The 22,626-nt window shown below is 65.0% G+C and carries 19 protein-coding genes and 1 pseudogene; 10 read left to right on the top strand and 10 right to left on the bottom strand.

Translation table 11 applies throughout. The features are described 5' to 3' along the window. The 3 genes and pseudogenes from EAV90_RS19265 to EAV90_RS19275 form a co-directional block, all read right to left on the bottom strand. Positions 1–202 (bottom strand): annotated as a pseudogene (locus EAV90_RS19265) (NAD(P)(+) transhydrogenase (Re/Si-specific) subunit alpha); the annotation flags it as partial. 140 nt (positions 203–342) lie between these two features. Next, on the bottom strand, positions 343–495 hold the full coding sequence (locus EAV90_RS19270; RefSeq protein WP_122405609.1) for an aa3-type cytochrome c oxidase subunit IV: 153 nt from the start codon (positions 493–495) through the stop codon (positions 343–345). Positions 496–701: 206 nt separating this feature from the next. Next, positions 702–2,684, bottom strand: coding sequence for a M3 family oligoendopeptidase (locus tag EAV90_RS19275; protein WP_129144371.1), 1,983 nt, complete (start codon positions 2,682–2,684; stop codon positions 702–704). A 127-nt stretch (positions 2,685–2,811) separates the two neighbouring features. Here EAV90_RS19275 and EAV90_RS19280 point away from each other — a divergent pair, with 127 nt between their 5' ends. The 3 genes from EAV90_RS19280 (at position 2,812) to EAV90_RS19290 (ending at position 8,789) form a co-directional block, all read left to right on the top strand. After that, a complete protein-coding gene (locus EAV90_RS19280; protein WP_122405611.1) occupies positions 2,812–4,305 on the top strand; it encodes a sigma-54-dependent transcriptional regulator in 1,494 nt (497 codons plus the stop codon). 350 nt (positions 4,306–4,655) lie between these two features. Beyond that, on the top strand, positions 4,656–6,884 hold the full coding sequence (locus tag EAV90_RS19285) for a L,D-transpeptidase family protein (protein WP_129144372.1): 2,229 nt from the start codon (positions 4,656–4,658) through the stop codon (positions 6,882–6,884). A 285-nt stretch (positions 6,885–7,169) separates the two neighbouring features. Then, positions 7,170–8,789: a peptidoglycan L,D-endopeptidase MepK gene (locus tag EAV90_RS19290; protein WP_245509562.1), complete on the top strand. Its 1,620-nt coding sequence runs from the start codon at positions 7,170–7,172 to the stop codon at positions 8,787–8,789. Positions 8,790–8,915: 126 nt separating this feature from the next. Here the strand turns inward: EAV90_RS19290 and EAV90_RS19295 are convergent, their stop codons facing one another. From EAV90_RS19295 to EAV90_RS19310, 4 genes are all read right to left on the bottom strand, one after another. Further along, positions 8,916–9,341 (bottom strand): DUF1801 domain-containing protein, encoded by a 426-nt coding sequence (locus EAV90_RS19295; protein WP_122405614.1) that lies wholly within the window; start codon positions 9,339–9,341, stop codon positions 8,916–8,918. A 47-nt stretch (positions 9,342–9,388) separates the two neighbouring features. Further along, positions 9,389–11,155 carry an adenylate/guanylate cyclase domain-containing protein gene (locus EAV90_RS19300; RefSeq protein ID WP_129144374.1) on the bottom strand — a complete coding sequence of 589 codons (1,767 nt, stop codon included), beginning with the start codon at positions 11,153–11,155 and terminating at the stop codon, positions 9,389–9,391. 85 nt (positions 11,156–11,240) lie between these two features. Then, a complete protein-coding gene (locus EAV90_RS19305) occupies positions 11,241–11,513 on the bottom strand; it encodes a DUF2312 domain-containing protein (protein WP_018641571.1) in 273 nt (90 codons plus the stop codon). A gap of 194 nt (positions 11,514–11,707) precedes the next feature. After that, positions 11,708–12,013, bottom strand: coding sequence for a DUF1244 domain-containing protein (locus EAV90_RS19310; RefSeq protein WP_122405616.1), 306 nt, complete (start codon positions 12,011–12,013; stop codon positions 11,708–11,710). Positions 12,014–12,180: 167 nt separating this feature from the next. Between EAV90_RS19310 and EAV90_RS19315 the strand changes: the two genes are divergently transcribed. After that, a complete protein-coding gene (locus EAV90_RS19315; protein ID WP_122405617.1) occupies positions 12,181–12,774 on the top strand; it encodes a DUF1036 domain-containing protein in 594 nt (197 codons plus the stop codon). Then, complete coding sequence (gene pyk, locus EAV90_RS19320) at positions 12,771–14,207, top strand: pyruvate kinase (protein WP_122405618.1); 1,437 nt, start codon at positions 12,771–12,773, stop codon at positions 14,205–14,207. Before EAV90_RS19315 ends, pyk begins: the two co-directional genes overlap by 4 nt. 157 nt (positions 14,208–14,364) lie before the next feature. Here pyk and EAV90_RS19325 read toward each other — a convergent pair whose 3' ends face one another. Continuing rightward, positions 14,365–15,045 (bottom strand): TetR/AcrR family transcriptional regulator, encoded by a 681-nt coding sequence (locus EAV90_RS19325; RefSeq protein WP_122405619.1) that lies wholly within the window; start codon positions 15,043–15,045, stop codon positions 14,365–14,367. A 265-nt stretch (positions 15,046–15,310) separates the two neighbouring features. Between EAV90_RS19325 and EAV90_RS19330 the strand changes: the two genes are divergently transcribed. Next, positions 15,311–16,294 (top strand): phosphatase PAP2 family protein, encoded by a 984-nt coding sequence (locus EAV90_RS19330; protein ID WP_129144375.1) that lies wholly within the window; start codon positions 15,311–15,313, stop codon positions 16,292–16,294. A gap of 113 nt (positions 16,295–16,407) precedes the next feature. Here the strand turns inward: EAV90_RS19330 and EAV90_RS19335 are convergent, their stop codons facing one another. Beyond that, a complete protein-coding gene (locus tag EAV90_RS19335; RefSeq protein WP_122405621.1) occupies positions 16,408–16,572 on the bottom strand; it encodes a Flp family type IVb pilin in 165 nt (54 codons plus the stop codon). Positions 16,573–16,874: 302 nt separating this feature from the next. Between EAV90_RS19335 and EAV90_RS19340 the strand changes: the two genes are divergently transcribed. From EAV90_RS19340 to EAV90_RS19350, 4 genes are all read left to right on the top strand, one after another. Further along, complete coding sequence (locus EAV90_RS19340; RefSeq protein WP_129144376.1) at positions 16,875–18,365, top strand: hypothetical protein; 1,491 nt, start codon at positions 16,875–16,877, stop codon at positions 18,363–18,365. 101 nt (positions 18,366–18,466) lie between these two features. Then, on the top strand, positions 18,467–18,658 hold the full coding sequence (locus EAV90_RS41470) for a hypothetical protein (RefSeq protein ID WP_347338810.1): 192 nt from the start codon (positions 18,467–18,469) through the stop codon (positions 18,656–18,658). Beyond that, positions 18,625–19,968 carry a hypothetical protein gene (locus EAV90_RS19345; protein ID WP_347338811.1) on the top strand — a complete coding sequence of 448 codons (1,344 nt, stop codon included), beginning with the start codon at positions 18,625–18,627 and terminating at the stop codon, positions 19,966–19,968. Before EAV90_RS41470 ends, EAV90_RS19345 begins: the two co-directional genes overlap by 34 nt. A 64-nt stretch (positions 19,969–20,032) precedes the next feature. After that, positions 20,033–21,028, top strand: a complete 996-nt coding sequence (locus EAV90_RS19350; RefSeq protein ID WP_129144377.1) for a glycosyltransferase family 2 protein — start codon at positions 20,033–20,035, stop codon at positions 21,026–21,028. Positions 21,029–21,147: 119 nt separating this feature from the next. Here the strand turns inward: EAV90_RS19350 and EAV90_RS19355 are convergent, their stop codons facing one another. Then, positions 21,148–22,593 (bottom strand): hypothetical protein, encoded by a 1,446-nt coding sequence (locus EAV90_RS19355; RefSeq protein ID WP_129144378.1) that lies wholly within the window; start codon positions 22,591–22,593, stop codon positions 21,148–21,150. Positions 22,594–22,626: the final 33 nt, after the last annotated feature.

A 22,626-nucleotide genomic window follows, 5' to 3' on the forward strand; every position in this document is an offset into this window, starting at 1 on the left:
TGATATCCGCGTCCTTGAGCGCATCGGCGCTGACGGTGGCACCGGCGGCGGTGAACTCGGAATCCGGCAGGCCCGACTTGATACCGGCACCCGGCTCGACAGCAACCTCGGCGCCCAGCGCCTTGAACTTCTTCACCGTATCGGGCGAAGCAGCGACCCGCGGCTCGAGCGGATCGATTTCCTTGGCAACGGCGATCTTCATAGCTCCTCCGGCGGCGCGGGACAGCGCACGCGCAAACTAAGCGTTACTCCCGCGGCGTTCGATACCGGTTCTGGGACCGGTTTGTATGCAAGTTTTCTGAGCAGCAGCTGCCGTTGGCGTGTGCAGCTGCCGAAGACGGGTCAGGTGAGGAAGATCGCCATCAGGATCACGATGAGCGCGACCGAAGCCGTGCCGTACTTCACCAGCTTGATGAAGCCCTCATAGGTCTGCTCGTGCGAAACGTAGTCGTTGCCGTCGGCGGTGCTGTACGCAACTTCGCTATGATCTGCCATGGATGTCCCCAGTCGAAAGTCGAATTCTTCGGCTGGGATACCTTAAACCGTCGGACAGGGCAACGGCACGGAGGGGCGGTTTTCCAGCAAATAGGCTCATTTGGAATCCCGATTATCGCGGATCCAAAGCGCTCGCTTGCCTTTGCTGAACCGCGGTTCAACGGATACCCGGCGCCGCCCCTGCCCTGAATTCGGGCACCCTCTCCTCAGCCCATTGCCTCCAGCTCGTCGATCATGCCGGCGATGACCGAGAGACCGCCATCCCAGAACTTGGGGTCCTTGGCGTCCAACCCGAACGGGCGCAGCAGCTCGGAATAGTGCTTGGTGCCGCCGGCGGCGAGCATGTCGAGATAGCGCTCCGCAAAGCCTTCGGCCGCGTTCTCGTAGACCGCATAAAGCGAGTTCACGAGACAGTCGCCGAAGGCGTAGGCGTAGACGTAGAATGGTGAGTGGATGAAGTGCGGGATGTACATCCAGTAGTTCTCGTAGCCCGCCTTGATCTCGATCGCCGGACCGAGGCTCTCCCCCTGCACCGACAGCCAGATCTCGCCGAGCCGGGTCGCGGTGAGCTCGCCGTTCTTGCGCTCGGTGTGGACCGCACGCTCGAAGGAATAGAACGCGATCTGCCGCACCACGGTGTTGATCATGTCCTCGACCTTGCCGGCGAGCAGCGCCTGTCGCTGCTTTGCGTTCCTGGTCTGGGCAAGGAGACGCTTGAAGGTGAGCATCTCGCCGAACACGCTCGCAGTTTCGGCCAGCGTCAGTGGCGTCGGCGCCATCAGCGCGCCGTTCTTTGCCGCCAGCACCTGATGGACGCCATGGCCGAGCTCGTGGGCGAGCGTCATCACGTCGCGCGGCTTGCCCTGGTAGTTCATCAGCACGTAGGGGTGTGCCGACGGCGTGGTGGGATGCGAGAACGCCCCCGGCACCTTGCCCGGCCGCACCGGCGCGTCAATCCAGCGGTCCGTGAAGAAGCGCTCGGCGATATCGGCCATCTCAGACGAGAAGCCGCGATAGGCCGTCAGCACCATGCTTCGCGCCTCCGGCCAGGCGATAACGTCGGTCGCCGCGAACGGCAGCGGCGCGTTGCGGTCCCAATAGGCCAGCCGCTTCTTGCCGAACCACTTCGCCTTGAGCGCGTAATAGCGATGCGACAGCTTTGGATAGGCTGCGCGCACCGAGGCGACCAGCGCGTCGACGACCTCGCGCTCGACGCGGTTGTTCAGATGGCGGGAATCCGCGACGTCCTTGAAACCGCGCCAGCGGTCGGAGATGTCCTTGTCCTTGGCAAGCGTGTTGGTGATCAGCGCAAAGGTGCGTTCATTGGCCTTGAAGGTTTTCGCCAGCGCCTCCGCCGCGCTCTTGCGCTTTAAGCCGTCGCGGTCCTGCAGCAGATTGAGCGTCGGCTCGATCGCGAGCTCCTTGGAGCCGACCTTGAAGCGCAGGCCCGAGATGGTCTGATCGAACAGCCGGTTGAAGGCGGAATAGCCGGTCTGTGCCTTCTCCAGGAAGAGCTGCTCGAGCTTGTCATCGAGCTGGTAGGGCTTTTCCTTGCGCAGATCCTCGATCCAGGGACGATAGTGCGCGAGCTCGGTGGCCTGCATCGCGCGATTCAAAATATCGTCATCGATCCGATTGAGCTCGAGCGCGAAGAACAACAGATGCGTGGACGCCGCCGTCAGGCGCTCGGACACGTCGCCGTAAAACTTTGAAATCGCAGGGTCCACGCTGTCGCCGGCATGCACGAGGCCGGCATAGGAACCGAGGCGGCCGGCGAGATCGTCGATCGCCTCATAGCGTCGCACCGCCTCGGCGAGCCATTTTCCGCCATTTTCGTTTGCTGTCCCTGTCGCCAGCTTGCCCTTGTAGTCCGTCTCGAAGGCAACGCAGTCGGCGTCCAACGTTTCGAGATCGCGCGCCACTTCCGGCGCATCGATCCCGGAATAGAGATCGGCCAGGTTCCACTCCGGAAGCTTGCCGGTCTTGCTCGCAGCCTTGGAGGGTTTTGTCTTGGCGGCAGATGTCTTGGCGACAGATGTCTTGGCGGCAGATGTCTTAGCGGCAGATGTCTTAGCGGCAGATGTCTTGGCGGCGGTGGTCTTGGTGGCGGGCTTGCGGAGGGCAGACTTTGTGAGACCGGTCTTCGTGAGAGCGGTCTTCGTGAGAGCGGTCTTGGAGCGCGAATTCATTGTGTGGGAAACCTGTGTTCAACAATCGCGGCGGCGGGCGGGGGCATCAAGGTTTAAGCGTGCGTTAATCGGCTTCGGCCAGAGTGCCCCGATTCGAGACAGATAGTAGTAGCGTGCGGGGAACACCATGGCTGCCAGTATTTTGATCGCCGACGACGACGCTGTAGCCCGCCGGCTGGTCGAGAACATGGTGCAGAAATGCGGCTATGAGACGGTCGTCGTGGACTCCGGCGACGCCGCAATCGCCGCCCTCACCGCGCCCGATGCACCGGCCATCGACGCCGTCATCCTCGATCTCGTGATGCCCGGCCTCGACGGCATGGGCGTATTGGCGAAGATCCGCGAAGCGGGCCTGAGCATCCCCGTCATCGTGCAGACCGCCCATGGCGGCATCGACAACGTGATCTCGGCGATGCGGGCGGGCGCGGCCGATTTCGTCGTCAAGCCGGTCGGCGTGGAGCGGCTCCAGGTGTCCTTGCGCAACGCGCTCAACACGTCGGCGCTCAAAGGCGAATTGCAGCGTATCCGTCACAGCCGCGAAGGCCGGCTGACCTTCTCGGACATCATCACGCGCTCGGAGGCCATGACGGGCGTGATGCGAGCCGCACAGAAGGCGGCAAACTCCGCGATCCCCGTGCTGATCGAGGGCGAGTCCGGCGTGGGCAAGGAGATGTTTGCGCGCGCTATCCATGGCAGCGGCGAGCGCAAGGCCAAGCCGTTCGTCGCGGTCAATTGCGGCGCGATTCCCGACAATCTCGTCGAGTCCATCCTGTTCGGCCACGAGAAGGGCGCCTTCACCGGCGCCACTGAGCGGCACATGGGCAAGTTTGTCGAGGCCCATGGCGGCACGCTGTTTCTGGATGAAGTCAGCGAGCTGCCGCTGACCGCGCAAGTGAAGCTGCTGCGCGCGCTCCAGGAAGGAGCCGTGGAGGCAGTCGGCGGCCGCAAGCCGGTCAAGGTCGACGTCCGCATCATCTCGGCCACCAATCGCAAGCTGCTGGAGCGGGTGAAGCAGGGACATTTCCGGGAAGACCTGTTCTATCGCCTGCACGTGCTGCCGCTGACGATCCCTTCGCTGCGCGCCCGCCGTGAGGATATCCCGCATCTGCTCAGACATTTCATCGCGCGCTTTGCCGCCGAGGAGAACCGCCCCATCACCGGCATCAGCGGCGAGGCCGTGGCTCAGCTTGCCCAGCTCGACTGGCCCGGCAACATCCGCCAGCTCGAGAACGCGGTCTACCGCGCGGTGGTGATGAGCGACGCCGACCAGCTCGGCCTCGGCGATTTCCCCCTGCTCGCCTCCCAGGCGCATCCCATCACGGATATTCCGACCGCGCCGCTGATGCTCGAGCCCCCAATGCCTTCTGTGGTCTCAGGTAGTGAAATACCAATCGCTCCGCTCCCCGCCGTAGGAACTCTCGCCCTGCTCACCGCGACGGGGGATGTCCGCTCGCTGGAAGACATGGAGAACGAGATCATCCGCTTCGCGATCTCGCACTATCGCGGCCAGATGTCCGAAGTGGCTCGCCGGCTCAAAATCGGCCGGTCAACGCTGTACCGCAAACTCGACGAGGCGGGGGTTCCCGGACATGGCGGCAAAAGCGGTGAGGAGACGCACTGAGCCCAGTGCGAACGGCGGTTCGCGCAACGGCGCGAGACGGCCGTAAGCCGTTCGCATGACGACAGAATTCGACTGCGATTTGAACCGTGACCTGGAAGTGACAGACAGAGGGAAAAGCGCGTGGCAGAAGCGCACAATCCGTTGCCAAGAGGCTCCGTTGAAGTCAGTTTGTCGTGAGTTGTTCCCGGTAGCGCTGGCTGCAAAATCGGGGCCTGTATATCGTCTGCGTAGGAATCGTTGCGTGCAGGCGTGCAACTTTCGAGAGGCCGGCGCGGTTTAGCCGAAACTCACCAATAGGCGATAACGAAGCTGTTCCACGAGGGGACAGCTCACCCGAGGGGTGCGACACAATGCGTGACTGTTTGAACCACCGTGCGGGCTTTGACCGTGTCTTGATGACGGTCGCGGCGACCTTCCTCACGGTGTCGGCCAGCTCGGCCCTGGCGCAGGATCAGGCGCGCAGCAGCGCAGCAGAGCTTGCGATCGAAGCTGCGATCCCGCGCCCCGAGCCGGCCAACGTCCCGCCTCCGACTGCGGCCGACATCAAGCTCGACAGCACCGCCACAGTGCAGGACTCCAGCAAGGAAACTGCGAGGGAGTCGATTAAGGCGGACGCCGCGCCGGCACCGGACAAGGTCGAGACCAAGCCGTCCGACGTCGCCACCACGCCCGCGCCCGAAGCGCCGAAGAGCGAGACGGCGAAGACCGAGCCCGCCAAGACCGAGCCTGCCAAGACCGAGCCCGCCAAAACCGAGCCCGCCAAGGCTGACACCGCCACCGTCACGCCGGCCGCTCCCACGGCACCTGCTGCCGCAGCGGCTCCCGCCGCTGAGCCCGTGAAGGCAGCGAGCAACGTGCCCGCCGCCGACCAGCCGGTCGCGGACAAGCTCAAGGACGTCATCGGCGCCAAGGCCTCGCGCTATTTCGACCACAAGAACGAGCGCGCGGCGGTCGAGAAGTTTTACGGCGCCCGCGATTTCGCGCCGGTCTGGACCCAAGGCGGCGCCCTGACCGCCGCGGCCAAGGGCGTGATCGCGCGGCTGAAGGACGCGGCGTCCGACGGCCTCAATCCCGCCGACTATCCGGTGCCGGATTTCGCCGCCGCCACCACCCCCGATGCGCTGGCGGATGCCGAGCTCAAGCTCACCGCCAGCATGTTCGACTATGCGCGCCATGCCCAGAGCGGCCGCATGCACTGGTCGCAAGTCAGCGCCGACATCCTCTATCCCGAGCATCCGGTCGATCCGAGCGAGGTGCTGACCAAGGTCACGACCGCGGCGGATGCCTCCGCGGCGCTCGACAGCTACAACCCGCCGCACAAGCTCTACAAGGCGCTGAAGGCCAAGCTCGCCGAGCTGCGCGGCCAGGGCAATGGCCCGGTGATCGAGATCGCCGAGGGCCCTTCGCTGAAATACACCCCGGCCGGCAAGAAGCAGGCTGAGGTGGTGGTGGAAGATCCGCGCGTGCCGCAGCTCCGCGCCAAGCTCGGTATCACCGAGAACGCCAGCGACACCCGCTATGACGCAGCGGTCGCAGACGCCGTGCGCAAATTCCAGAGCGGCGCCGAGATGAAGCCGACCGGCATTCTCGACGACAAGACGGTCAAGGCGCTCAACACCCCGAAGCGCGATAAGCAGATCGACACCGTGCTGGTGAACATGGAGCGCTGGCGCTGGCTGCCGCGCGATCTCGGCGCGCCTTCACTGGGCGATGCCTATGTCATCCTCAACATTCCCGACTACACGCTGAAAGTGATGCAGCACGGCCAGCAGGTCTGGACCACCCGCGTCGTCACCGGCAAGCCGGGGCAGCACGCCACCCCGCTGCTGACCGAGACGATGAAGTACATCACGGTCAACCCGACCTGGAACGTGCCGCCGTCGATCGTCTACAACGAATATCTGCCGGCGCTTCAGCAGGACCCGACCGTGCTCCAGCGCATGGGCCTCAAGCTCGAACAGAACCGCGACGGCTCGGTGCACATCTCGCAGCCGCCGGGTGAAGCCAACGCGCTCGGCCGCATCCGCTTCAACTTCCCGAACAAGTTCCTGGTCTATCAGCACGACACGCCGGACAAGAACCTGTTCGCCAAGGAAGACCGCGCCTTCAGCCATGGCTGCATGCGAGTGCAGAATCCGGATCAATACGCGTCCGTGCTGCTCAACATCACCATGCCGAGCGAGAAGTACACGCCCGAGCGCGTGCGCAGCATGTATGGCAAGAGCGAGATCGACCTGAAATTCCCGACGCCGATCCCGGTCAACATCACCTATCAGACCGCGTTCGTGGACGATGCCGGCAAGCTGCAATTCCGCAAGGACGTTTACGGCCGCGACGCGACCATGCTCAACATCCTGAAGAACAACCGCGGCAAGGACCTCGAGGCCGTCGTGGCCCATTCTCAGCCGAGCTATTCCCGCCCGGCGACGACGCTGCCATCAGGGGTCGCGGTGGCCAACAATGGCGGCGGCTTCGGCTCGTCTGGACCAAACTTCTTCGAGCGGCTGTTCGGAGCGCCGGCCTCGACCCAACCGCCAGCGCCAGTCGGCCGTCGTCCGCAGCGGGTGTTTACCCGCTGAGCCCGGCTCAGCGCCTGGTTCACAAGAATTCTGCAATGAAATCAGCGGCCCTGTCCTCTGGATGGGGCCGTTTAACGTTAACCATTCTCCAACCTGCGTTCGGGCAGCGGGCGTTTTTTTGCCACAGTCAACCGTTTAGGATCGTAGTCTGGCTTGGTTTGGGGGCGGGAAGGTCAACCTCGAATTAACCTTCTCGCTTTAAGAAAGCGTTCATCCTCTTTCGCGCTGCTAACGGGGTTGGCGGGAGAGTCCATTTGAACGCTCGTCGACTGGGTGGGCTCATACGTGCTGACTGGTTTCGCACGCCAATTCGCTGTGCTGTCGTTGTCCCATGCGGGCGTGAAGGCCGGATCCCGGATCGGCCTCGCGGCTGCATTGCTGCTTGCGGCCGCCGGTTCGGTTCATGATGCCGCCGCGCTGAACGAGACCAAGACGCTCTCCTTCCACCATACCCATTCCGGCGAAGATCTCACCGTCACCTTCAAGCGCGACGGGCGCTACGACGAAGCGGCGCTGAAGCAGCTCAACCACTTCCTGCGCGACTGGCGCACCCAGGAGGAGACGGTGATGGACCGTCGCCTCTTCGACATCCTCTGGGAAGTCTATCGCGACGTCGACGGCAAGCAGCCGATCCAGATCATCTCCTCCTATCGCTCTCCCGCCACCAACGCCATGCTCCGCCGCCGCTCATCCGGTGTGGCGCGCTTCAGCCAGCACATGCTGGGACATGCGATGGACTTCTACATCCCGGGCGTGCCGCTGGAGCAGATCCGCTTCGCCGGCCTGCGCCTGCAGCGCGGCGGCGTCGGCTTCTACCCGACCTCCGGCTCGCCTTTCGTGCACCTCGACACCGGCAGCATCCGGCACTGGCCGCGCATGACGCATGACCAGCTCGCGCGCGTGTTCCCGGACGGCAAGACGGTGCATCTGCCAACCGACGGCACGCCGCTCAAGGGCTATGAGCTCGCCAAGGCCGAGATCGAGCGGCGCGGCAGCGGCGACGATGCCGGCAGCAAACCGAATTTCTTCGCCGCCTTGTTCAAGGGCAAGTCGGCAGCTCCAGCCGCCAGCGACGAGGATGACGAGGGCGCGCCCGCCCCGGCCGCGAAGCCGGCGGTGCCGACCGTCGTCGCAGCCGCCGCTAAGCCCGCCGAGCCGGTGCCGACGCCGCGCGCCAAGCCGCAGATCGGCGCAACCCTCCAGCTTGCTTCGGCCGATGCGCAGATCGTTGCGCCGCCCAAGCCGAAGGCCGGGCCCGTGGCTGACAAGCCGCCGACTGGCAAGCCTGTTGACGGAAAGCCGGAGACCCCGGCCGACATCATCAATGCCCGCGGCTTCTGGGATGATGTCCCGGCTGCGCCGCAGCAGGCCACGCCAGCGCAGGTCGCAGCACTGAAGGCTCGCCAGGCACTCGCCGCCACCACCGATCCGCAACCAACCGCGAGCGTGTCCAACGCAGCCTTCCAGGCCCTGGCTTACGCGCCCGCGGCCTCCCCCGTCGATCGCGCCAATGTCGTCGTCGCCTCCGCGCCGATCCCGCGCACGGCCCGCCCCGCCGCGACGTCCCGCAGCGTGGCTCAGGCGACGGAGATCAACACGGTGGTCGGCAAGAGCATCGACGGCAGGATCGCAACCGCGACCCGCCTCTCCGCAGCCAAGGGCGAGAGCGTCTGGCTCAAGATCCTGATGCTATCGCCGAGCGCCAGCCGCGCCATGTCGGTGACGCTGATGGGCGAACTCGATTTGGCTGCGCTGCGCGGCTATTTCGTCAAGCCGAAGGCCGTGATCGCGATGGGCTTCTCCGACGACCCGATGCAGGGCCTGTCCTGCGACAATTTCTCCGGCAGCGCGACCGCAAAGCTCGAGACGACCTCGTTCGTCGTGCGCACCGCCGCGCTGCGCTGATCGCCCTTACTATTTTCAAGAAATCAATCTCGTAGCCCGGATGGAGCGAAGCGCAACCCGGGAAAGCGGCGCGTGCTGCGCGAGACCCCGGATTTCGCTGCGCTCCACCAGGGCTACAAGTCCGCCTTATCGCGCTTTTTTGCCCCGCCGATCCAGATGATAGGTCAGCGCCAGCGACAAGCAGACGGCGAGCTCCCGCTTCGGCAATTTGCCCGCAACCGGCAGCAGCAACGCCCTGGTCTGCCGGTACTCGAACTGATCTGGAAAGCGCTCGCGAAAGGTGTCGACCAGTGTCGTCTTGCAGTTGAACAGAATGGCGGCGTGATCGGAATCCTTCAGGCGGCCGAGCCTGATCGTTGAGCCGCTGCCTGTCTCTTCGGTCAGATAGGCGGGCTCGCCCCATTTCAGCGTTTCGCTGAGCCGGCCGACCTCCTCATGCGCCGCGGCGGTCGCAAAGATCAGATCGCGCACCTGAAGGAGCCGCCGGCGCATTGGCGCCGGAAAGGCGTCGAAGGCGCGGCTCACCTCGCGCCGCAATATCGGCTCGGTCACAGTCTCACTCTCGATGGATCGGCAATCGGTCTCCGCCGTGCGCCAGATCAAGGAGGCAGGCCTGCCCGGAGGAGGCCTGCCTCATAGCGCTGACGATCGACCTCCCGCTTATAATGCTGGGTGGAAAGATGATTGGCGACGGAAAATGCCGGCTCACGCTTGAGAACTTCGGCCGCGTGCGCGCCGGCAGCCACGGCATTGCCCATCTGCGCGAAGATCCCGGCGAGGAACGCATGATGGGTGTGATCGGGGCGTGAGATCCGCGAGAGGGCTTCGGCGGCTTCGGCGTATTTCTCGGCACAGTAATAGGCGCGCCCGAGATGGCTCCAGAATCGTTCCGGGTGATACGGGTTGAGCCGCATCGCCTTCTTGATCCAGTCGATCCCCTCCTCCGGTCTTCCCAGCCAGGTCAGCAGTTCGCCCTGCTGCACCACTACGAGGTCATAATTCGGGTTGAGCGCGAGCGCGCGTTCCTGATGGTAAGTGGCCTTATCATGGTCGTCGCGATTCAGATTGAGTGCCGCGAGGATGCGGTGGACGTCGGCGTCATTGTCGTCGAGAACCAGCGCGGTTTCCAGCTCTGAAGCCACCTGCTGGAAGGTGGCGTCGCGATCCGCGCACCAATTATAGACCCAGGTCTGGCCCAGAACGCACGCCTTCCACGCATGCGCGTGCGCATAGCTCGCGTCGAGTTCGAGCGCCCGGTCGAGCAGAAGTTGCGCCCGCGCATTGTCTTCGCGATTGGAGCGATGATGCAAGACCTTCGCGGCCAGCACGCATTCGTAGGCCGCCATGTTGTCCGTCGGCTTGCGGTTCGCGCGATCGTGCGTCGCCGCCTCGACGCGGCCGGGCAACGTGGCGGCGATCGCCCGGGTCATCTCGTCCTGGATGGCGAAGATGTCCTTGAGCTCGCCATCGTAACGCTCGGCCCAAATGTGCCGATCCGTCTCCGCATCGATCAGCTGCACGGTGACGCGGACGCGATCCCCGGCCTTTCGCACGCTTCCCTCGATGACGTAGTCGACACCGAATTCGCGGCCAACATCCTGTACCTTGACCGACTTTCCCTTGTACACGAAGGTCGAGTTGCGCGAGATCACCAGCAGATCGTGGAAGCGTGAAAGCTCGGTGATGATGTCCTCGGTGAGACCGTCGGCGAAGAACTCCTGCTCCGGATCGCCGCTCATATTGGCGAACGGCAGCACGGCGATCGACGGCTTCTTCGACTTGCCAGTCGGCTTTGCGGCGGCCGTCGCACCGACTGGCGTGCTTGCCGGCACATCCTCCAATCGGATCCGGTAGACGCGGATGGCGCGCGCGATGTTCTTGACGTTCTGCTCGCCGATGTCCTCGAATGCGACGCCATCGAGGCGCTCGCCGAGCTGGTCGCGAACCGCGCTGGAGATGCAGATGCCTCCGGGCTCGGCGAGCGTCTCCAGCCGCGCCGCGACGTTGACGCCATCGCCGAAAATGTCGTTCTGATCGACGATGACATCGCCGAGATTGATGCCGATGCGGAACTGTATCCACCGCGGCGGCGGCACATCCGCGTTGCGCCGCGCCATGCGATGCTGAACCTCAGCGGCACACAGCACGGCATCGACGACGCTGTGGAATTCGACCAGCAAGCCGTCGCCGGTCGTCTTGATGATACGACCGCGATTCTTGGTAATAGCGGGATCGATGAGTTCGACCCGATGGGTCTTGAGGCGCGCAAGTGTGCCGGCCTCGTCGACCTCCATCAGTCGGCTGAAGCCGACCATGTCTGCGGCGAGAACTGCGGCAAGCCTGCGCTCTGGTCCCGGCACATCCATCGCTCGGTCCCTTCACCGAGCACTCTAGCAGATGACGAGATTTCGCCCAAGCTTGGTGCGCTGCAACGCCTCTAGACAAAACGCCTCAGAGCATCCCCAGCGCCTGCATGTAGGTCTCGAGAATGGTCTCGGCCTCCGCGCGCTCGTTGGGGTCCTGCTTGCGCAGGCGCACGATGGTGCGCAGCGCCTTGACGTCGTAGCCGTTGCCCTTGCTCTCGGCATAGACGTCGCGGATGTCGTCGGAGATCGCCTTCTTCTCTTCCTCCAGCCGCTCGATGCGCTCGATGATGGATTTGAGCTGGTCCTTGGCAAATTTCGTCGCGGGCTCGTCGTCGCGGACGGCGGCGGAGGTGGCCATCTTGGTACTCCCAATGGAACTGGCAAAACGAGGTGACGCCGGCATCCCTCACCGCGCGTGCTGGGTAGACCCTTAGGGTCGGCGCTCCCAGCGTTCAAGCAAGCATCGCGCTCGTCCACAGCGCGCCCACACCTTCCTGCGCCGACGCGAAGAAAGCTGTTGTGTGGTGCGACTCAGAGCGGCGCGACGAGGCGTCAGTGCCCGTTGGGATGGACCTTCTTCATCGCCTCGAGCTGCTCGGGCGTGGCCGTGCCCTGGTACTTTGCCTTCCAGGTCTCGTAGGGCATGCCGTAGATGGCCTCCCGGCTCTCGTCCTTGCTCAGGGGCACGCCCTGGGCGTCCGCGGCATCCTTGAGCCAGTTGGAGAGGCAGTTGCGGCAGAAGCCGGCCAGATTCATCAGGTCGATGTTCTGGACGTCCGTCCGGCTCCGCAAATGCTCGACCAGGCGCCGGAAAGCGGCCGCCTCGAGCTCCGTTCTGGTTTTGTCGTCGATTGCCATGGCTGTCTTCCCTAAGGCCCGTCCCGATGGCGGTCACCCTTACGGGATCAGGTGGGTCCTGTCACAGATTTTGCCATATCGCGGCGCAAACGGGCCACAGCCCGGCTAAGGGGCAGTTCCCCGGCCCTACGCCAAATCGTCAATGATCTGGTATAGCTTCCGCGACAATGATTGCCGAATCTCCCCGCTTCCCGCTTCGCCTGCTCGCCCGGTTGGTCCCGGTGCTGATGGTTGCCCTGCTGTGCCTCTGGGCCAGACCGGCCTCCGCCGATTTCCGCCTCTGCAACAACACTTCGAGCCGGGTTGGCATTGCGCTCGGCTACAAGGACGCCGAGGGCTGGACCACCGAGGGCTGGTGGAACATCTCGTCGCGTTCCTGTGAGACGCTGCTGCGAGGCACGCTGGTCGCTCGCTACTACTACATCTACGCCGTCGATTATGACCGCGGCGGCGAGTGGTCCGGCCAGGCCTTCATGTGCTCGCGCGACAAGGAGTTCACCATCCGCGGCACCGAGGACTGCCTGGCGCGCGGCTATGACCGAACCGGCTATTTCGAGGTCGACACCGGTGAGCAGCGGGCCTGGACGGTGCAGCTGACCGACGCCAACGAACAGCCGGCGCAGCAACGCGTACCTGGCCTGCCCGGGCCGGTGGGCCCGGGCGGCGTTCCGGGTTTGCCCAATAGTCCGCCCGGTGGTACGCCCCCCGCCGCGCCCGGCCTTCCGCCGGCGCCCCCGCCCCCGTCTGGAAATAAGCCATGAGGCGTCTTCGCCGTATCAAGATTCTCGCGACCCTGGGCCCCGCCTCTTCAGACCTCGCGATGATCCGCCGCCTGTTCGAGGCCGGCGCCGACCTGTTCCGCATCAACATGAGCCACACCCCGCATGACAAGATGCGGGAGCTGGTGGCGACGATCCGCAACGTCGAGAGCAGCTATGGCCGGCCGATCGGCATCCTGGTCGATCTTCAGGGACCGAAGCTGAGACTGGGCGCCTTCGCCGACGGCGCGGTCCAGCTCCAGAACGGGCAGACCTTCACGCTGGATTCCGACAAGACGCCCGGCGATGCCACGCGCGTCCACCTCCCGCATCCGGAGATCCTGGCCGCACTGCGGCCGGGCCATGCGCTGCTGCTCGACGACGGCAAGGTGCGGCTGATCGCGGAGGAGACCTCGAAAGAGCATGCGGTGACCCGCGTCGTGGTCGGCGGCAAGATGAGCGACCGCAAGGGCGTCAGCCTGCCCGACACCGACCTGCCGGTCTCGGCGATGACGCCGAAGGACCGCGCCGACCTCGAGGCGGCCCTCGTCACCGGCGTCGACTGGATCGCGCTGTCCTTCGTGCAGCGCGCCGAGGACGTGCTCGAGGCCAAGAGGATGATCCGCGGCCGCGCCGCGGTCATGGCCAAGATCGAGAAGCCGCAGGCGATCGACCGCCTCGCCGACATCATCGAGGCATCGGATGCGCTGATGGTGGCGCGCGGCGACCTCGGCGTCGAGCTGCCGCTCGAGCGCGTGCCGAGCCTGCAGAAGCAGATGACGCGGATGGCGCGCCGCGCCGGCAAGCCGGTGGTGATCGCGACCCAGATGCTGGAATCGATGATTCAGTCGCCGGTGCCGACCCGCGCCGAGGTCTCGGACGTCGCCACCGCCGTCTATGAGGGCGCCGACGCCATCATGCTGTCGGCGGAATCGGCGGCCGGCAAATTCCCGGTCGAGGCGGTCTCGACCATGAACCGCATCGGCGAGGAGGTCGAGCGCGACCCGACCTACCGCTCGGTGATCATGGCCCAGCGGCCGGACCCCGAATCGACCGTCGGCGACGCCATCGCAGACGCCGCGCGCGTGATGGCGGAAACCCTGGACCTGCCCGCTTTGATCTGCTGGACCTCATCGGGCTCGACCGCCGTGCGGGTCGCACGCGAGCGGCCCAAGCCGCCGATCGTGGCGATCACGCCGAACATCACGGCGGGGCGCCGCCTCGCGGTGGTGTGGGGCGTGCATTGCGTCGTGGCGGAGGACGCGCGCGACCAGGACGACATGGTGGGCCGCGCCGGCCAGATTGCGTTCCGCGATGGCTTCGTCCGCGCGGGCCAGCGCGTGATCATCGTCGCCGGCGTGCCGCTCGGCATTCCCGGCACCACCAACATGGTGCGCATCGCCTCGGTCGGCCCCGGGGGCGACGCGGATATGTAAGCCCGCCAGCGCGGCCAAAACTAAAAAGTCGAAAAACAACCCCATGCACAGTACAGTAGCCTGGCCGGACTGGCGGGCTCGCTGGGATTTCACGAAAAGGCACGCTCAGGCAATGACCTGAGCGCGATCAGGGCGCCGCCTCGACCGCGGCGCGATTTTACGCCCCAACCAGCGCCTTCGTCGTCGGCAGTAGCGTCTGCTGCACCACCAGGCCGCGGGCGCGGGCGTCCATGACGCCGACGGCGCGCAGCGCCAGCAGCGTCACGGTCTGCACCGCATCGCGCATCTTGACGGGATCTCCGAGATTGTCGGGCGCAAGCGGCCCGACCAGAGCCTCATGCAGCGCCCCCAGCAGCGCGGTGGCGGCGAGCGCAGTGTCCTGCGCCGGCAGGTGACCGGCCCGCACGGCGGCGTCGATGCGGCTCGCGATCTCGCCGGCGATCTCGCGTCGGCTGGCCAGCCTGGAGGCGCTGACATCGACATCGACGGGCTCGGCCAGGATGCCCCAGGCCAGCCGCCGCTGCGACAGCGTATGGACCGCCACGGTGGTCACGGCGGCCGCCAGCGCCGAGGACGGTCCTGGAGCGGCATCGGCCGCCCGGCGGATCGCCGCGAGCTCGTCGCGAGAGACCTCGGCAATGAGTTCGGAGATCAGCTCGGCCTTGGAGGGAAAGTAACGGTACACCGTGCCGGCTGCGACATTGGCCCGGACCGCGACCGGCGCGATCTGCACCGCCGCCATTCCGCCTTCCGCCGCTGCTTCCCGCGCCGCCGCAAGAATCGCGCTGCGCCGCGCCGCAAGGCGCTTCACCACTTGATGCGTCCGCCGATAAACCATGGCGCGCTTCCTGTCCCACACGCCAGCCACACGCCCTGCGGCCGAACGCTTCGTCACGTCAAAAGATGCAAATCGCCCCGCAAGGACTGAACAACTATTCAGAGTGAATGACAAGATGGGAAATGCGTGGAGCGTCTCTCAAGGAGGCGGGACTTCACCCCAAAATAACGGCGACTTGGTTGGTGACGGCTAACCACGATTGTTACCGCGATCTTAAGACTGCGCCGCGACTGTACGGGATACTGCGATCTCACCTCGGTGCAGCATGGTCGACACGGACGCCCGGACCGCCTGGCAGCTTTTCCATCTGAACTGGCTTCCGATCGCGGCCATGGCCGGACTGCTGGCGATCGGCCTGCCTTGGGCAGACCTGAGCCTCGAGCCGGTTGCTTACGGCGTGACGTTGGCGATCGCCGCATTCCTGCTCGCGGTCGCCTATGGCCATCGGATCGTCAAAGCGGAGCTTGCGGATCCGAAGCTGGTGTTTTCGCTCGGTGCAATCGGGCAGGTCATTCTCACCTGCGCCATCGTCGGACCGCTCAGCTACGTCGCGGGCAAGCTGAACTGGCCGCTCCAGGACCAGGCGCTGCTTGCGATCGACCGCGCGCTCGGTCTCGATCCCGAAGCGATCGCGCGATACGTCAACGATCATCCCTGGCTCGCGACCATCTTCGCGCGCGGCTACGGGCTGATCAAGCTGCCGCTGCTCGGCGTTCCCGTCGTGCTGGCGTTGACGGGCCGCTATGTGCGCCTTCAATCGTTCATGCTTGCGACGAGCCTCGCGCTTGCGGTGACCATCGCAATCTCCGCCGTGGTGCCGGCGATCGGCACCTATTACGCGCTGCAACTGCCTGCCGCGCATCTGCCTGAAATCAACACCGCCGTTTACGCCGGGCAGTTGCGCGACATTCTCGCACTTCGTGACGGCAGCCTGCACGAGCTCCGCCTGTTCTTCCTCTCCGGCATCGTCTCGTTTCCAAGCTTTCACGCCGCCTCCGCGGTGCTCTATATGTGGGCGCTGTGGCCGGTGCGCGGCATCGGCATCATCGCAGCCGCCCTGAACCTCCTGATGATCGCGTCGACGCCGGTGATCGGCGCGCACTACGTCATTGACGTCGTCGGCGGCATCGCCGTCGCTGCAGCATCGATCTGGGCGGTGAAGCTCTTTGTTCGTTGGCTGCACGGCGCGTCACGGATTTCCGGCGCGCCTGCCGCGTCGGCGGTCTGGCAGGTCGGCCTCGCCGAATGACGCTGCACCAGCCGTCACCACAGTTTGCGTAGCGGCAGCGACTTTGAATCGTTCGCCAAAAAGAAAAGAGCCCCGTCCAGGACGGGGCTCTCGAAACTCGATGGTCCGCCAGCTTACTTCAGGCTGGACTGGATCGAGGTGAACTTGGTGTTCAGCGTGCCGCCGAGCTGGTTGACGACGGTGATGATCGCCAGCGCGATGCCGGCAGCGATCAGGCCGTATTCAATGGCGGTGGCGCCGGATTCATCCTTCACGAAACGCGCAACGAGGTTCTTCATAGAGTGCTCCAAATGAGTACACGAGGCTTACAACTGATCCGGTCTTTTCGGCTTCCCAGCGCCGCCCGACCATGGAACCGAACCTAGAGGCAAAGAATTGCGCCGCAGTTAATTCGACTGCGTAAACACCGAGCGGTTTGCGTGTATTCGCCGATGGTAAATCGAAATCCAAAACAGTCCATTAAATCGTCGAGACTTTGAATCTGCCTGGCGCAGCCGGTTTACCCGAAGTTATGAGCGCCCATGCTCCAATGTCGTCCGCTCGGTCAGCTCGACAAGAACAAGCAGGACAACGAGGCGGCATGTCCCTCTCCTTCGCCAACAGCATCGCCGTGCAGAGCCGCACGCGGGCCCTGGTGCCGCTGTGCGTCGGCGCCGTCGCCTATCTGTTCTTCCTTTTTCTCGGCGATAGCCTGCTTCAGGATTCCGACTCGTTCTGGCAGATCAAGATCGGGCAATGGATCCTCGATCACCGCGCCATGCCAACCACCGACTTCTATTCCTTCCCGCGAATGGGCGCGCCGTGGATATCGACGCCGTGGCTGTCGCAGGTCGCGTTCGCCTTCTCCCATGCGCAATGGGGCTGGGCAGGTCCCGTCATCCTCACCGCAGTCGCTCTCGCGCTCGCGGTCGCAATCTTCGTCCATCTGCTCGACGCGCAGATCGAGGCACCGCGCGCGGTACTGTTCGCGATGCTGGCGCTGCTGCTGTCGATCCATCACGTACTGGCACGTCCGCATATTCTGGCGCTGCCCGTCATGGTGGCGTGGGTCGGCTTGTTGATGGCAGCTGCCGACCGCAAGAGCGCGCCGTCCTGGACCTGGCTGCCGCTGATGGCGCTCTGGGCGAACCTGCATGGCGGCTTCGTGCTGGGCCTCGCGCTGATCGGTCCGATCTCGCTCGAAGCGGTCGAGCACGCCGAGAAGGGACGGCGTCTTTCGCTGTTCATGCGCTGGGTGCTGTTCGGAATCGGCGCGCTGATCGCGAGCTGCTGCACGCCGTACGGATGGCGGACGCTGCAGGGCGCGAGCAACGTCCTCAGACTCGGCGAGCTGCTGTCGCTGATCTGCGAATGGATGCCGGCGAACTTCGCCACGTTCACCCCGTTCGAGGGCGCCCTGCTCGCCCTGATCGCATTCGGCTATTATCGCGGCCTGGTGCTGTCGGCGCCCCGGATCTTCCTGATCCTGTTCCTGACCTGGAGCGCGCTGACCCATGTCAGGAGCATCGAGGCATTTGCGTTCCTGGTGCCGCTGGTGCTGGCAAGGCCGCTCGGCGAGATGTTCCCGCGCCGGACGCCTGACGCCACCGGTGCCGACCGCTGGCCGGCCCGCACCGTCACCGCGCTTGCCGCGCTGATGATCGTGGCGGCAGGCTGGACGTCGACGTCGCTCTATATGGGGCATCACCGCTTCACCTTCACGATGAGGCAGACGCCGGTTGCGGCGGTCGACCTGCTCGAGCGACGCAAGGTACAGCGCATCTTCAACGCCTACCAGTTCGGCGGCTATCTGATCTCGCGCGATATTCCCGTTTTCGTCGACGGCCGCGCCGAACTGTATGGCGAGAAGTTCGTCATGGACTTCTTCGAGGCGACGGAAGGCAGGAAGCCCGAGCTGCTGCCGCGCCTGCTGGACGAGTACAAGATCGACGCGACGCTATTGGTCGCCGACGCGCCGGGGCCGCAGATCCTCGACCAGCTCAAGGGCTGGAAGCGGATCTACGCGGACGACATCGCAGTGATCCACGTGCGCGACACCGCAGACGGCGCGGCGGCGGCGCCTTCGAAGTGAGGACCTGCTCCAGCGCCCGTCTCCGGCCTCAGCTGCTCCATCAGATGGTTCCCACCAGCCAGCCACCGAAAAATCCGGCGCGTCCCGACCCGGACCGAATCGTGGCGACCATCGTTCTTGCGCTGCTGGCGGCGGTCTCGTTTCTCCCGGTGCTGCTGACACCCATTCCCGCGATGGTCGATTATCCCAATCACCTCGCGCGCATGTACGTCCTGGGCCAGAACGGCACACCGGGTGCCAATCCGTATTACGAGGTGACGTGGCCTTCTATCCCAACCTCGGAATGGACCTGATGGTCCCGCAGCTGGCGCGGCTGATGAGCGTCGAGGACGCCACTCGGCTGTTTCTCCTGCTGAGCCAGGTCCTGATCGTCACCGGCGCGCTTCTGCTCGAATGGGTCCGGAAAAAGCGCATCCATCTCGCCGGCTTCGCCGCGCTCGCTTTCCTCTATTGCCTGCCGTTCAGCTGGGGTTTTGTGAATTTCGAGTTCGGGATCGGTCTCGCGCTCTGGGGCATGGCCGTCTACCTGATGCTGGCCGAAAGCGCCTGGCCGCTGCGCTTCGCCGCCCATTCGGCCTTCGTCGCCGCGCTCTATGTGGGGCATTTCTTTTCGCTCGGCGTCTACGGCGCAGTGCTGGGCCTTGTCGAGCTGTCGCGCATCCGCCAAGGGCAGACCACGCATCCCGTCGTGGCCGCGCGGCTCGGCGCGCTGGCCCTGCCGGCGCTTGCGCTGCTTTCGATCATGCATGTCACGGCAGGCGCGATCGGAAGCCAAGGCAACGATTGGTTCCTCGCATTCAAGCCGGTCTGGCCGCTCCGTATCATGAACGGCTACAATTTGACGGCCGCCGCGGTGACCGGGCTGACGATGATGACCGCGCTGCTGTTCGCCGCAAGGCGCGGCGTTCTCAGGCTCGGGCCGCCCGGGATCTGGATCGCGCTCGGTCTTGCGCTCCTGTACGTGGCCATTCCCTCCAGGCTGTTCGGGACCTCGTTTGCCGACCTCCGCGTGATTCCTGCTGCGGGGCTGATCCTGCCGGCGTTCTGCTCGCTGTCGTTACCGAGCCGGGCGTGGAGAATGGGCGCGCTCGCTGCGATCGGCGGCATCACACTGATCAATCTCGCCGTTGTCTTCACAGTGTGGCTGCCCTACCGCGCTGACTACGCAGCCACCATCGAGTCGTTCCGCAAGATCGAACGCGGCTCGCGCGTTCTCGTCAGCAATGCGGACGAAGCTGGCGATCCGCCCTTCGCCGACCTCACCGCGTATCCGATGTATTATGCGCCAACGCTGGCGGTGCACTATGCCAACGCCTTCGTGCCCAATCTCTTCACGGAAGCGGGCAAGCAACCTGTTCGGGCCGTCGAGGCCGTGCGCCAGCTCGCCACTCCGGATGGCGGACTGGTGTCCTCAGGCCTGCTCACCGCGATTGCAACGGGCCGCCCGCCGGCGGACTCGCCGCGCTTTGTCCTCACCTGGTACCGGGATTTCGACTACCTCTATGTGCTGGGACCGCGGGCCGCAAATCCGCTGCCGGATCTGCTGGAGATACTGGAGACCTCGGATCGGTTTGTCCTCTACAGGATTCGCCGCAAGTCCTGAGAAAGGCGACCTTAACCACCTGCTCATAGACTTGCGCCCCTCCAACCCAGCGGGACTCCTTCGCATGGCGGCCAATTCCAGATCGATCCGCTACAGCCTCGTCATTCCCGTATTCAACGAGGAAGCGGTGCTGCCGGTCCTGCTGCGCCGGCTCGACCAGGTCATGTCCAAGCTCGACGGGCCGGCGGAAGCGATCTTCGTCGACGACGGCAGCAGCGATTCCAGCTCGATCGTGCTGCGAGCGCTCGCCGTGCGCGACACGCGCTTTCGCTACCTCGGCCTGTCGCGCAACTTCGGCCATCAGATCGCCATCACAGCCGGCATGGACGCCGCGCAAGGCGACGCCATCATCGTCATGGACGCCGATCTGCAGGACCCGCCTGAGGTGATCGAGCAGTTGATCGCAAAGTGGAAGGAGGGCAACGACATCGTCCACGCCCGCCGCCTCTCGCGCGAGGGCGAAAGCCGCTTCAAGCGCGCGACCGCGCATCTGTTCTACCGGCTGCTCGGCAGGATGTCCTCCGTCGGCATCCCTGCGGATGTCGGCGACTTCCGCTTGATCGACCGCAAGGTGCTCGACGCGCTCAGGCAGATGCCGGAGCAGGATCGCTTCGTGCGCGGCATGATCGCCTGGCTCGGCTTCCGGCAGGCCGAGGTCGCCTTCCACCGCCTCGAGCGCGCCGGGGGCGAAACCAAATACCCGCTGTTCAAGATGATCCGCCTGGCGGTGAACGCCGCGCTCGGCTTTTCCGATCTGCCGCTGCGGCTGGCGATCTGGTGCGGCTTGACGGTCTCGGCCCTTGCGCTGCTCTACGGCGGCTGGGTGATTCTGTTGTGGCTCAGCAAGGACAGCCATCTCGTGACCGGCTGGTCTTCGACGATCGTCCTCATGTCGCTGCTGTGCGGCATCAACATGCTGATGACGGGCATCGTTGGGCTCTATGTCGGCCGCATCCATGCCGAGGTGAAACGCCGCCCGCTCTACGTGGTGCAGGCACGAATCGGCTTCGATCGCGAAGCGACGGCGTCGACACAGGCGATCCACACCATCAACGAGTGACCCGGCGCACGAGCGAGCTCTTCCCGCCGCTCACTTCGAACCTGAATTGGCACGCGTCCCTCGAAGAGGTCTTCGGCAGCGGGTCGATCGAGGGCCGATGTGTCGCCTTGGCGCCCGACTTATTGTCGCGGCGTATCTCGCCGCTTGTGAACGACCGCCACATCGTCGCTGTAGACGCGCTGCCACTGGGGCAGTCGGTCGAGCATCGCTATCGCGGGCGTTTGCGGTGCGAGCAGTGTCGCGTCGATGTTGTATTCGTCGAGCAATCTGAGGAAATCTCCGAGGTCGATCAGCGCCAGGGCGCGATTGTAGCGGTCGATGAACGGCCCGCCGTACAGTTCGGAGCGGCCATCGATAAAGGTGGGAATGCCGGCAAAGATCAAATAGCCGCCGAAGGCGTAATCGTTGAGCACGCGTCCCGTCCCGGCCAGGTCGGCATGAGCGATGGCAGCCTGCGGGGTGATGGCCGGAGCCGGCCGGATGTCCCGCGCCAGCGCCGCCCCGCTCATCGCGACCAAGACACCGAGCGCGACCAGATTGAGGCCGCGCGAGCGGCCGGCCGCATCGATCCCGGTCGGTCCGCCGAACGTCCGCCCCAGCGGGGCCGCCAGATAAAGCGGCGCCAGCATGCCCAGCAAATCCGCATTGCGGATTTGCGCCAGCGCGAAGTGGAGCAAGCCGATCACCACCAGGACCCGAACGACCGGCAGTGTCACGCCGCGCGAGAGCGCAAAGATGCCAGCCAGCAGCAGCAATTCGAAGCCACCGCTATGGCTGAAATCCTGCGGCCGCCATTCCGAGATCCAGGCGAGCGCGGGACCTGCGGCCAGCGTCGTCAGCGGCATCAACAATGGTTCCGGCCCCTTCGGCGTCAGGCAGGACGCTACGACCGCCAGTGCCGTGAATGGCAGCCACCGCAGCAACACGTGCAGCCATTCGCTTCGCTTCTCACGCAGCAGCGCCTCGAGCACCGCCGGGCCAATCAGCCCAAGCGCCAGCACGCCGCTGCCGTGCAGATTGGCCCACAGCACCAGCAGCGGCAGAGCCCAATATGGCGGAGGCGAGCTGCGATCCATGCAGCGCACCAGGGCAGCCGCCCAGATCACCATCACCGGCAACACGAGGACGTGCGGCCGCGCCAGCATGTGCGGCGCCAGCAGGACGATGGCCGCGATCACCATCAGCACAGTCAGGGCCGGGGAAAGCTCCCGCAGCAGGAAGAACGTGAGCAGGCCAAAGGCGAGCGCGATCGCCGCAGCCGCGATCGCGACGACGGCCGGCCAGCCGGCCAGCGCGTAGACAGCGGCATAGATGACCTCGGACAGCCATTCGAAGGTGATCCAGGGCGCGCCGTGCTTCGAAAAGGAAAACAGGTCGCTCGTCGGCAAGGTGCCGTGCGCGATGATCCAGCGTCCGAGCTCGATGTGGGAATAGCTGTCGGGATCGCCGAGCAATCGCGGGCCGAGCGCCAGCAACACGGTGTAGAGGCTGAGCCCCACGCCCCAGGGGAGCACGGCACGTGCCGAAAACGGTTGAACCGCGCTGTAGACGGCTTGATCAGTCATAGCGGGCCAAAATAGGCCGCAAGCGTTAAGTTC

Source organism: Bradyrhizobium vignae, assembly GCF_004114425.1.
GTDB classification, from domain to species: Bacteria; Pseudomonadota; Alphaproteobacteria; order Rhizobiales; family Xanthobacteraceae; genus Bradyrhizobium; species Bradyrhizobium vignae.